The sequence below is a fragment of the Zobellia sp. OII3 genome (genome assembly GCF_002211465.1).
Classification (GTDB): Bacteria; Bacteroidota; Bacteroidia; order Flavobacteriales; family Flavobacteriaceae; genus Zobellia; species Zobellia galactanivorans.
In genome coordinates this window covers 321,694-333,496 of the sequence record NZ_MWRZ01000001.1, presented here as the reverse complement: position 1 = coordinate 333,496, position 11,803 = coordinate 321,694, and the positions used below count along the sequence as shown (strand labels likewise).

The 11,803-nt window shown below is 44.0% G+C and carries 11 protein-coding genes; 9 read left to right on the top strand and 2 right to left on the bottom strand.

From position 1 onward, the window contains the following. Nucleotides 1-3 precede the first annotated feature (3 nt). Genes B4Q04_RS01385 through B4Q04_RS01370 form a run of 4 tightly spaced genes read left to right on the top strand, consistent with a single transcriptional unit; the run spans nt 4 to nt 4,360 of the window. On the top strand, nt 4-1,782 hold the full coding sequence (locus B4Q04_RS01385; RefSeq protein ID WP_088695783.1) for an alpha-amylase family protein: 1,779 nt from the start codon (nt 4-6) through the stop codon (nt 1,780-1,782). A gap of 60 nt (nt 1,783-1,842) precedes the next feature. Beyond that, nucleotides 1,843-2,538, top strand: a complete 696-nt coding sequence (locus B4Q04_RS01380; RefSeq protein ID WP_088695782.1) for a glycerophosphodiester phosphodiesterase — start codon at nt 1,843-1,845, stop codon at nt 2,536-2,538. Further along, on the top strand, nt 2,538-3,824 hold the full coding sequence (locus B4Q04_RS01375; RefSeq protein WP_088695781.1) for an NAD(P)/FAD-dependent oxidoreductase: 1,287 nt from the start codon (nt 2,538-2,540) through the stop codon (nt 3,822-3,824). The genes B4Q04_RS01380 and B4Q04_RS01375 overlap by 1 nt, the downstream gene beginning before the upstream one ends. Next, nucleotides 3,821-4,360 carry a DUF1697 domain-containing protein gene (locus tag B4Q04_RS01370; RefSeq protein ID WP_088695780.1) on the top strand — a complete coding sequence of 180 codons (540 nt, stop codon included), beginning with the start codon at nt 3,821-3,823 and terminating at the stop codon, nt 4,358-4,360. The genes B4Q04_RS01375 and B4Q04_RS01370 overlap by 4 nt, the downstream gene beginning before the upstream one ends. 7 nt (nt 4,361-4,367) lie before the next feature. On the opposite strand, the gene B4Q04_RS01365 is transcribed toward B4Q04_RS01370, so the two are convergent. Beyond that, on the bottom strand, nt 4,368-4,841 hold the full coding sequence (locus tag B4Q04_RS01365; protein ID WP_013992609.1) for a TspO/MBR family protein: 474 nt from the start codon (nt 4,839-4,841) through the stop codon (nt 4,368-4,370). Nucleotides 4,842-4,933: 92 nt separating this feature from the next. Here B4Q04_RS01365 and B4Q04_RS01360 point away from each other — a divergent pair, with 92 nt between their 5' ends. The 5 genes from B4Q04_RS01360 (at nt 4,934) to B4Q04_RS01340 (ending at nt 9,979) form a co-directional block, all read left to right on the top strand. Continuing rightward, on the top strand, nt 4,934-6,019 hold the full coding sequence (locus B4Q04_RS01360) for a diphosphomevalonate/mevalonate 3,5-bisphosphate decarboxylase family protein (protein ID WP_013992608.1): 1,086 nt from the start codon (nt 4,934-4,936) through the stop codon (nt 6,017-6,019). A 282-nt stretch (nt 6,020-6,301) separates the two neighbouring features. Further along, nucleotides 6,302-7,240 carry a mevalonate kinase gene (locus tag B4Q04_RS01355; protein ID WP_013992607.1) on the top strand — a complete coding sequence of 313 codons (939 nt, stop codon included), beginning with the start codon at nt 6,302-6,304 and terminating at the stop codon, nt 7,238-7,240. 12 nt (nt 7,241-7,252) lie between these two features. Next, nucleotides 7,253-8,158 carry a geranylgeranylglycerol-phosphate geranylgeranyltransferase gene (locus B4Q04_RS01350; RefSeq protein WP_088695779.1) on the top strand — a complete coding sequence of 302 codons (906 nt, stop codon included), beginning with the start codon at nt 7,253-7,255 and terminating at the stop codon, nt 8,156-8,158. Continuing rightward, the gene (locus tag B4Q04_RS01345; RefSeq protein ID WP_088695778.1) at nt 8,158-9,108 is read left to right on the top strand and encodes a carbon-nitrogen hydrolase family protein; all 951 of its coding nucleotides are present in this window, start codon (nt 8,158-8,160) and stop codon (nt 9,106-9,108) included. The genes B4Q04_RS01350 and B4Q04_RS01345 overlap by 1 nt, the downstream gene beginning before the upstream one ends. Nucleotides 9,109-9,133: 25 nt before the next feature. Further along, nucleotides 9,134-9,979: a pseudouridine synthase gene (locus B4Q04_RS01340; protein ID WP_046287369.1), complete on the top strand. Its 846-nt coding sequence runs from the start codon at nt 9,134-9,136 to the stop codon at nt 9,977-9,979. 199 nt (nt 9,980-10,178) lie between these two features. On the opposite strand, the gene B4Q04_RS01335 is transcribed toward B4Q04_RS01340, so the two are convergent. After that, nucleotides 10,179-11,783 carry a M1 family metallopeptidase gene (locus B4Q04_RS01335; protein ID WP_236630953.1) on the bottom strand — a complete coding sequence of 535 codons (1,605 nt, stop codon included), beginning with the start codon at nt 11,781-11,783 and terminating at the stop codon, nt 10,179-10,181. Nucleotides 11,784-11,803 lie beyond the last annotated feature (20 nt).

Genomic DNA, 11,803 nt, shown 5'->3' with positions numbered 1-11,803 from the left:
TCCATGGGTGGAAATAAAAAAAAGGTCGTTTATCAGGTGTTTGCCAGGTTGTTCGGTAATACAAATACCAACAATAAACCATGGGGTACGATTGAAGAGAACGGGGTGGGTAAATTTTCGGATTTCTCAAAAAAGGCCCTGCAAGAGATCAAAAACCTGGGCGTGACGCACATATGGTACACCGGTGTACCCCATCATGCCGTTATCAATGACTATACGGCCTATGGTATTTCAAACGACGACCCCGATGTGGTCAAGGGAAGGGCGGGTTCGCCCTATGCCGTAAAAGATTACTACAACGTCAATCCCGATTTGGCCGATCGGCCTGAAAACAGGTTACAGGAGTTTGTCGATTTGATCGACCGTACGCATAAATCGCAACTTAAAGTGATTATTGATATTGTGCCCAATCACGTGGCGCGAAATTATGAGGGAAAATCTACACCTGAAGGGCAAGAACCCTTTGGGGCCTCCGACGATACTTCGGTAGAATACCGCCGTGATAACAATTTTTACTACATCCCCGGCACGCCTTTTCAAGTGCCCGAATGGCGTGATGGTTATTTGCCCTTGGGCGGGGAAAAACATAAGGGGGTCGACCATAAATTTTATGAAAACCCGGCAAAATGGACCGGTAACGGTTCGCGTTTGGCGCAACCCGATTTTAATGATTGGTACGAAACGGTCAAAATAAATTATGGCGTACGACCCGATGGTTCTTACGATTTTGAAGTCTTGCCCGATGATTTTGGGGCAAAAGACCATAAGGCTCATTATGAGTTTTGGCAAAAAAGGTCGGTACCCGATTCTTGGGTGAAATTTAAGGATATAGCGCTGTATTGGATAGATATGGGCGTAGACGGATTTCGTTATGACATGGCGGAAATGGTGCCGGTAGAGTTTTGGAGCTATATGAACTCGAACATCAAGATGCAAAATCCGGAGGCCTTTTTAATGGCTGAGGTCTACAACCCCAACGAATACCGAAATTATATTTTTAAGGGTAAGATGGACTACCTCTACGACAAGGTGGAGATGTACGATTCCCTAAAGCACATCATGCAGGGCAACGGATGGACAGACCATATCCCCGTAGTTAAAAACGGAACCAAGGATATTGAACATCACTTGTTGCATTTCTTGGAAAACCACGATGAGCAGCGTATTGCTTCCCCAGAGTTTGCCGGTGATGCCAGAAGGGGAAAACCGGCCATGGTGGTGTCGGCAACGATGACCACGGCGCCTATCATGGTTTATTTCGGGCAAGAAGTAGGCGAGCCGGCCGTGGAAAAAGCGGGTTTCGGTGGGCCTAGCCGAACGTCCATCTTCGATTATATCGGCGTACCCCACCATCAAAGGTGGTTGAACGATAAAAAGTTCGACGGTGGGCAGCTTTCTGGAAATGAGGCGGAATTACGCGATTTCTATCAACGTTTGTTGACGTTTACGGTCAAGAGTGATGCCTTGATGGGGGCGTACCAAGACATTCATTTTTATAATAAAGACCATACCGAATATTATAACCACCATGTACTTTCCTATGTACGGTGGTCCGAAAACGAGAAGTTGATCATTATCTCTAATTTTGATGCCAACGATTGGTTCGGTTTTGAACTGAAGCTTCCTGAAAATATAGTTCGCGAATGGCAATTGTCAGATGGCGAACATACCATCGTAGATGCGCTTTACGGCGTAGAAAAAATTTTAAGGATAGAGAACGCCTCCGCCCAGGTGCGTATCGATATCGATCCGTTGGAATCCTTTATTTTCATTGTAAAATAATATATCATGAATAAGTTGTCCGTTCTGGCTATCTTTTGTGTTTTAGTTGTATCGAGTTGTATGGAAAATAAAAAACCGCTTGTTATTGGTCACCGTGGGGCCATGGGGCATGAAACCGAGAATACCATAGCTTCTATTGAAAAAGCCATGGAAATGGGGGTAGATATGTTGGAAATTGATGTTTTTAAGATCGCAAGCGGTGAAATCGTAGTGTTTCACGACGATAGCGTAGAACGCTTGACCGATGGGGAGGGGGCAATAGAGAGCTATAGCCTGGCCGAACTGAAAGCTTTGACCCTAGAAGGTGGGCATAAGATACCCACGCTTCAAGAAGTATTGGAGGTTATGGGGGGAAGGACCCAGCTCAATATCGAGCTAAAAGGAAGAAACACTGCGGCCGATGTAAATACCATGATGGAAGCCGCTGTAAAGACGGGGAAATGGAAGCTGGACGATTTTATCATTTCCAGTTTTGAGTGGGAGGAACTGCGGGACATGCGCGCTCTGAATACCGATGTCCGTATCGCCATATTGACGGAAGGGGATCCCTTAGGGGGGCTTGTCATTGGTGAGGACTTGAATGCAGAGGCCGTCAACCCTAATTTTAAACGGCTCACGGCTAAGAATACCCAAAAGATAAAGGAAGCAGGCTTCAAGATCTACCCTTGGACGGTAAACGACCCCCAAGATATACTGCAAATGAAACGATTGGGCGTAGATGGTATCATTACCAATTATCCTGAACGCATAGAATAATGTTCGATGTAATAGTCATAGGTGGTGGTGCGGCCGGGTTTTATACAGCAATACATATTGCGGAGGCAAGGCCCCATTTGAAAATTGCGATTCTCGAGCGTGGTAAGGACGTTTTGGGCAAGGTGAAGGTTTCCGGGGGCGGCCGGTGCAATGTAACCCATGCCGAATTTGACCCAAGGGAACTGGTAAAGAACTACCCGAGGGGAGAGAAAGAACTTTTAGGCCCCTTCCATACCTATTGTAGTGGTGATACCGTAGCCTTTTTTGAGGAAAGGGGAATAAACCTAAAAATAGAACCGGACGGGCGTATGTTTCCTACCTCCGATTCATCGCAGACCATTATTGATTGTTTTTTAGGGGAAGCGGCCCGTTTGGGTATTAAGGTTTTAAAACATAGTGCCGTTTCCGCAATTGAGTCCCTTCCCATGGAAAATCATGAAACGGCCTGGCAGATTACCACTATCAAGCATCAATATCAATGTAAAAAAGTTGTGGTCGCTACCGGAAGTAATCCTAAGATATGGAAACTTTTAAAAGATCTTGGCCACTCCCTAGTTCCTGCCGTACCTTCATTGTTCACTTTCAATTGTAAGGACAAGCGTATTTGCGGTATACCCGGGGTAAGTACTATGGCCGAGGTCGAGGTATTCGAAAATCGGGTGTATCAGTCAAAGGTCACCACAAAACTGAAAAGTAACAACGGTAAATCGGCTATTTTAACTTCCGATGGCCCCTTGCTTATAACCCATTGGGGTTTGAGCGGGCCTGCTATTTTAAAACTGTCGGCATGGGGAGCCCGTGTATTGAACGAGATGGAGTACCGCTTTAAGATTCGGGTAAATTGGTTGCCCGAATACAATTTTGAAGGTTTAATGGGGCTCTTCTCTGAAATCAAGGAAATAGAGGCAAAAAAAACTGTGCTACGAACCAAGGCGGTGGAAGTGCCCCGTCGTTTATGGACGAACCTAGTTAGGGCTTCCGATATTTCCGAAACCGATAAATGGGCCGATATCACCAAGAACCAATTGGAGAAGTTGGCCCGGCAACTTACGGAATGTGAGTTGAAAATTGATGGGAAAAGCACCTTTAAAGAGGAGTTTGTTACGGCCGGGGGAATCGATTTAAAGGAAATCAATTTTAAAACCTACGAGAGTAAAAAATTACCTGGAATGTACTTTGCAGGCGAGGTTATCGATGTAGATGCTATAACAGGGGGCTTCAATTTTCAAAATGCATGGACCGGGGGCTATATTGCCGCACAGGCCATCGCAAATGCTTTTAAATGAAAACATATATCGCCCTGTTAAGGGGAATAAACGTCGGTGGAAAAAAAAGGCTTCCTATGGCCGACTTGCGGGCCATGTTGAAGGATATGGGTTTTTTGAATGTAAAAACCTATATACAAAGCGGCAATGTGGTCTTCCAAAGTCATAAAGAAGATACAGGCGGCCTTGAAGCTTCAATTACGGAACACATCAAAAGTAGCTTTGGGTTTGAAGTACCCGTTCTCGTGAAAACGAAAAAGGAATTCGAAAACCTAGTTATGGGCAATCCATTTACCGATACAGGGGCCATTTCAAGGAAACAAGTGTATTTCGTATTGTTGAAAAACCCACCTGAAAAAGAACGGTCGGCGACTTTTGGTAGGGAAACCTATGCCAATGAAGATTTTACAATTACCGATCTTTGTGTATACTTACTTTGTAAAGCCGGGTACGGTAAGGCAAAATTGAATAACAATCGTATCGAAGGAAAATTAAAGGTTGAGGCTACTGCCCGTAATTACGGTACCATGGTCAAGTTACTGGAAATGGCCTCGTAGGGCGATGCTAGTTGAGTTCCCAAAGCTTATAGTTCAGAACGGTGGCAAAGCACACCCACAAGAGGTAGGGTACGAGCAGCCAAGCGGCGGTTTTGCTCACTACCTTGAACCATTTTATGGTCAAGGATAGCACAATGACCAGGGCAATAATTACGAAAAGGGCCCAAAGCGGTTCCTTTAATCCGAAGAAAACAATGCTCCAAGCGGCGTTGAGCAATAGCTGAAACCCGAAATGGTACAATGCCGTCTTTACCCAAAGGTGGTAAAGCCCCTTGGCCCAGACAATGCCGGCGGCCACTCCCATCATGATATAAAGTACCGTCCATACGGGGGCAAAAAGCCAGCTAGGTGGGTTGAAACTCGGTTTGTTGAGCGTAGTGAACCAATCGTTTACCGAACTTTGGGTAGCGAAACTTGATAAAAAGCCAATGGCCAGACAAATACTTATGGCAAAGGTGATATAGAGGGCTTTCTTTTTCAAAACGGGAAGCTTTAAGCTCTAAATTAGTGATTTATTCTTTTGGCTATTACAACATTTGTTGTAAAAACTATCTTTGCACAAAATATTTCCCGATGACCGTAAAAGAATTTATTCCTTCGCCCTATACTAAGCCCGTTGCATCTGGAAACACAAGGTACAAGTCTCCCAGTAACATTGCTTTGGTGAAATATTGGGGAAAAAAGGAAAACCAAATACCCGCTAACCCGTCCATCAGCTTTACATTGAACGAGTGTGCCACGGTAACGACCCTTTCATATAGAAAAGCCGATAGGCCAAACGATGCTTTTTCCTTTGAGATTTCTTTGGACGGTAAGAAAGAGGAAGGCTTCAAGCCAAAAATCAAAACGTTTTTTGAACGGGTATACCCATATCTTCCGTTTTTGAAGGAATATCATTTTGAAATAGAAACGTCCAATTCGTTTCCGCATAGCAGTGGTATTGCATCTTCGGCTTCAGGTATGAGCGCCTTGGCGCTGTGCCTTATGGAAATAGAACGGAATTTGGACCCTGGCATGTCGGCCGATTTTTTCAATCGGAAGGCTTCGTTTTTGGCGCGATTGGGTTCGGGAAGTGCCGCCCGCAGTATCAAGGGTAGTTTGGTGCAATGGGGCGAACACGCAGGAACCGAGGGTAGTTCCGATCTGTACGGTATTGAATATCCTTATAAAGTCCATTCGGTTTTTAATGACTATTGCGATACCATTCTTTTGGTCGATAAAGGTCAAAAGCAGGTAAGCAGTACGGTAGGACATGATTTGATGCACAATCACCCGTTTTCAAAACAACGATTTGACCAAGCTCATGAAAACCTTTCGAAACTACGGTCTATTTTTGAGAGTGGTAATCTCGATGAATTTATTGGGCTTGTAGAAAGTGAGGCACTTACGCTTCACGCCATGATGATGACCAGTCGCCCCTACTTTATACTGATGAAGCCGAATACCCTTGAGATCATCAATAGAATATGGGCTTACCGTGAGGCAACCAAGACCCATGTGTGTTTTACCTTAGATGCCGGGGCCAACGTTCATGTGCTTTATCCTAAAAACGAAAAGGCCTTGGTGGAACGCTTTATTGCCGATGAACTGGCGGGCTATTGTCAAAACGGACAGTTCATTCACGACCATGTTGGAAGGGGTGCCCGAAAAATTAATTAAAACTTCATAATTAAAAGCGGCGGTCGCCGTTAGTGCTTTAAGAAGTACGTGCCGCTTTAATCCATAGCGGAGGAAAAAACGTATATAGGGCATGTCTTTATTAAAAGCGGATAACCAATTGGGCCAGTGATAGGTAAGAATTGTTCTTTCGATTCGACTTATTGAAAGCAAGTTGTGGGTTTTAATAGATAAAATTGTAGCTTTAATCGTGTTGTGGGGCAGAATTATAGAAGCATCAAAGGGATATTTCGTATTTTTGCAGCATATCTAATCAACTAGATAATGAAAGGACCATTGTTTTATTCTAAAATACTTCTCTTCGGGGAATATGGGATCATCAAAGATTCGAAAGGACTTTCCATTCCCTATAATTTTTTTAAGGGAGCATTGAAGACCGATGAAAATCCGTCGGATACAGCTAGGAAATCGAACGCAAGCCTTCGTGAGTACGTGGGCTATCTTGAAATGGTGCATAAAAACAGTCCTGATTTGGTTTCTTTTGATTTTGATGCGATGAAAGCCGACGTGGCCAGGGGAATGTATTTTGATAGTTCCATTCCGCAAGGTTATGGTGTGGGCAGTAGTGGTGCGCTCGTGGCGGCTATTTATGACAAATACGCGCAAGATAAGATTACGGTTTTAGAGAACTTGACAAGGGAGAAACTGTTGAGGTTAAAAGATATTTTTGGTAAAATGGAGTCCTTTTTCCACGGAAAATCTTCAGGCCTTGATCCTTTGAACAGCTATTTGAGTATTCCTATCTTGATCAATTCAAAAGACAATATCGAATCAACGAGTATACCTACCCAAAACCCCCAGGGCAAGGGTGCCGTATTCTTGTTGGATAGTGGGTCAACGGGCGAGACTGCGCCCATGGTCCAGATCTTTATGGAAAAGATGAAGCAAGAGGGTTTTCGTAATATGCTCAAAGACCAGTTCATCAAACACACCGATGCCTGCGTAGAAGATTTTGTAAGCGGTAACGTAAAATCACTTTTTGGCAACTTGAAGCAATTGTCTCATGTTGTACTCGATAATTTCAAGCCTATGATACCTGCCAAATTTCATGACTTATGGAAAAAAGGTATCGAGACCAACGACTACTACCTCAAACTTTGTGGTTCCGGTGGCGGTGGTTACATCCTAGGTTTTGCACAAGATTTGGAAAAAGCAAAAAAAGCATTGAAAGGCTATAATTTGGAAGTGGTCTACAACTTCTAAAAAGACATACACATGCTTAGTAGAAAACATAGGCTTTTACTATTAAAGGTATTTGGTCTGTTTTCTGTGGTTCGCGGCTACAATATCTTAATGGTCATTTTAGCCCAGTATTTGGCGTCCATTTATATATTGGCCCACCAATTACCGCTTCGCGAGGTAATTTTTGACCTAAACCTTTTTCTTATTGTCGTATCATCGGCCTTGGTCATTGCCGGAGGCTATATCATCAACAATTTTTACGATGCCGAAAAAGACTTGATCAATAAGCCGAGAAAGAGCATGATCGACCGGTTTATCAGTCAGCAGTTCAAGCTCAGTACTTACTTTATCCTTAACTTCTTGGCGGTCATAGCGGCAAGCTATGTTTCGTTTAAGGCCGTGTTTTTCTTTTCGGCCTATATTTTTGGTATTTGGCTGTATTCGCATAAGTTGAAGCGACTGCCCTTTGTGGGCAATTTTGTTTCCGCAACCTTGGCCATCGCACCCTTTTTTGCGGTATTCGTCTATTACAAGAATTTTGAAACGGTCATATTCGTACATGCCATGTTCTTGTTTCTCCTCATTTTGGCCCGTGAGATGATAAAAGATCTTGAAAATATAAAAGGGGACTTGGTACACAACTATAAGACCATTCCTATTTTATATGGGGGAAAGGTTTCTAAGATACTTATTTCGATTTTGATCTTGCTCACCTTGATCCCTTCCCTGTTATTGATCCTTAAGTTTGATGTAGGGTATATGAATTACTATTTTATGGCCTGTGTGCTCCTTTTGATCCTGTTCTTGGTGCTGTTGGTTAGGTCACAATCAAAGAAAGATTATGTGTGGTTGCACAACATTCTTAAACTGATCATCATCGTAGGTGTTTTTAGCATTCTCTTGATAGATGTCGACCTAGTATTAAATAGGATTTTATAATGGAAAATATACTGAAAGTGGCCATGGCCCAAATCGCCCCGGTGTGGTTGAATAAGGAAGCGACGCTTAAAAAAATAGAGGCTTGCATTCAGGAAGCCGCGGTTGAAAAAGCGGAGCTTGTGGTTTTTGGTGAAGCCCTTTTGCCCGGTTATCCGTTCTGGTTGGCCTTGACCGATGGTGCCGCTTGGGATACCAAGGTCAATAAAGAACTGCATGCCCACTACGCCCGCAATGCCGTACAGATTGAAACGGGCGAACTTGATTCGGTATGTAAACTGGCGCAAGAGAACAAGATAGCCGTTTATTTGGGAATGATAGAAAGGGCCCGGAATAGGGGAGGACATAGTTTGTACTGTTCCTTGGTATACATTGATGCAAATGGTAAAATCAAGTCGGTACACCGTAAATTGCAGCCTACTTATGACGAACGCCTGACGTGGGCGCCGGGTGATGGAAACGGACTTCAGGTTCATCCCCTAAAGGAATTTACCGTTGGAGGACTCAACTGTTGGGAGAACTGGATGCCATTGCCGAGAACCGCCCTTTACGGACAGGGAGAAAATTTGCATATTGCCGTTTGGCCAGGGAGCGATCACAATACAAGGGATATTACACGTTTTATAGCACGCGAGTCCCGCAGTTTTGTGGTTTCCGTTTCTTCGTTGATGAAAAGGGAAGATTTTCCTGAAACGACCCCGCATTTATCTGAAATATTAAAAAAGGCACCCGAAGTGATGGCCAATGGAGGATCGTGTATAGCGGGTCCTGATGGGGAATGGTTGGTTGAGCCTGTGATAGATAGGGAAGGCCTGTTGTATCACAGCCTCGATTTTAACAGGGTTTACGAAGAACGCCAAAATTTTGATCCCGTAGGGCACTATTCAAGACCGGATGTAACGAAGCTTACCGTAAATCGGGAGCGTCAATCTACCGTAGAGTTCAAAGATTAAAGCTACCTTTGCATAAATTATAGATATGGGCAGATCAGATTCCAACAATGATAAGAGAGCCTCAGGGAGGCAAGGTGGTACTTTTCGAAAGAAGAGTTATGCTCGTGGCAATTCACCTTTAAAAAAGAATACGGAAGCACCTAAGGCGCCATCCGATCCCAACGTGATGCGTTTGAACAAATATGTGGCCAATTCTGGCGTATGTTCACGTAGGGAAGCTGATATTTATATTTCCGCGGGCAGTGTGACCGTAAATGGAAAACCGGTAACCGAGATGGGGTATAAAGTGAAAATTACCGACGAAGTAAAATTCGATGGTCGCTTGTTGAACCCTATTAAAAAAGAGTACGTACTACTGAATAAGCCGAAGGACTTTACTACTGCCAGCAGAAATGAGCAGGGGAGACGTACGGCCCTAGGCCTGATTTCCAAAGCGACAAAAACAGAGCTCAAGCCTGTTGGTAAACTGAGTAAAGATACGACAGGACTCCTGTTGTTTACCAATGACGGCGAATTGACCAAACGTCTGAACAGTCCTAAAAACGGATTGCGAAAGATTTTTCATATCGAATTGAACAAACCTTTGCGTAGTGCGGACATGAAGAAGATCCAAGACGGTCTTACCGTTGACGAGAAAGTGGTGAGGGTACAAGATATCAGTTTTGTAGACAAGGCTCCTAAAACCCAAGTTGGGATGGAGATTTTCAGTACGCGAACCAACATCGTTCAACGTATTTTTGAGACCTTGGGTTATGATATCATAAAACTAGACCGTGTGGTTTATGGAAGTCTTACCAAAAAAGATTTACCTAGGGGACATTGGCGCTACCTGACCGAACAGGAGGTAGTGAATTTGGGTATGATTAAATAATCGAATCGATACTGGAAATAGATTGGATTCGATAACCATAAAGTAAGGTTAAGGTAACTTTTGAAAGTTATAAAAGCTACATCTTTGTGTCATAGTTTATTTGTTTAAGTAAACGGCAACAAGCCTTAAGACCGATATTCGTATCGGTTTTGTCTTTTCTAGAACTTTTTTAACCGAAAATCTAGATTTTATCGTTTCTCTAATCGTTCTTTTCCTCAAACAACAGCCAAGATTCCGGGTCTAGGATTACCTTGTCGGGTTTAGAATCCATTTTTATGGTATGCTTTTTTACGGCCGTATCGATTTCTGTTGTGTAGGTCGTAATCTTACCGTCTTTTATGACCCCTATTTCCAAGGGAAATTTAAAAATGTGATGTTTTTGGAGCTGCGCTATGTTGATTTGTAGCTTCCTCTTGTTGTAACTCCAGTCCCATTTGAGTTCTGGGTGTCCTTTGGTGAAAAGCCATTGCTGAAAGAAGGTCTCTAGGTCTTCTCCGGAAACCTCCTCCATTATTTTCTGGAAGTCGGCCGATATGGCGTTCGAGTTCTGAAAAGCTTTGTAATAGGTCCGTATGCCTTTCCAAAAGCTTTCATCGCCAAGCTTATGGCGTAGCATGTTCAATACCCAACCGCCTTTTTGATAGGTGTTGACACTTAACACTTTCATCGGGTCGGTAATGCTAGGGTCTATAATGGGTGAGGGATGCTTTAGGTAGTAGTCGATGATTTGCTTGCGATCAAGCTCCAATTCTTCTTTTCGCTTCTCATTGCCGTACACACTTTCCTGATAGAGTATAGCGAAGTAGGTAGCAAAACCTTCACTGAGCCACACATGGTTCCAGTCCTTTTCACTGGCCGAATTGCCAAACCATTGGTGGGCGACTTCGTGGGCTATGAGTCCTTCTACCTCGTTTTTTCCGGTAACGGAATTTTCAAAATAGGCAATGGTACCAGCGTTTTCCAATCCGCCCCACTGGGTCTTGGCCTGCATATTGGCGAGTTTGGCGTAGGAATACGGACCAATGTTGTCGATAAAGTATTTTAATACTTTGGTGGCCACCCCGTAATCGGAAAAACCCTCAAGTCGGTTTTCGGGATATACCCAGGCCGAAACGGGAATATCGTAAACCTCGTCCAATAGTTTGCTCGCAAATTTGGTAACCCCAATGGTCACGACTTTCATGGCTACCGGGGCCGGTTCTTTATAGCTGGTGAGCTTTAGGCCGTTGCCCAGGTTGCTTTCCTCTATTTTTTCGCCCGTGGCCACCACGTCGTAGTAGGCGGGGGCCGTAATCCGGAACTCTACCGATGCCTTGTCGTAAGGGTGGTCTACCGATGGAAGCCAATGCCTTGCCAAGTTCGGCCAGTTATCGCCAAAGAAGGAACGCTGTCCGAATTTGGTGGTGTCTATAACGAGTCCCCTTTCAGGAATACCTTCATACAGCACTCGGTAGGTGCGGGTTTTTTCTTCGGATGGGCCAGGGGCAATTTTTATTTTATTTCCCTCATAGCTGTAGTTGGCCGGGGTATCACCTTCAAAAACACCGGAAACATCCATACCGTAATTTCCCGATTGGGCAATGAGGTCCAAGGCAAAGGGATTTACCCCGTTTTTAAAGGCCACCGTAATTTCGGCCTCGCCCTTTATCTTGTTTGATTCGTCGGATAGGCGAAGGGCGAACACATAGTTCTGTACATCGGCGGACGTATTCCTTTGATAGGTGTCTTGGGCGTTTATACTTGGCGCCACCACCATTACTAAAATCAAAAAAAATAAATGAATGTACTGTTTATGCGTTCTCATGAAGCCTTATTTCTGTGATA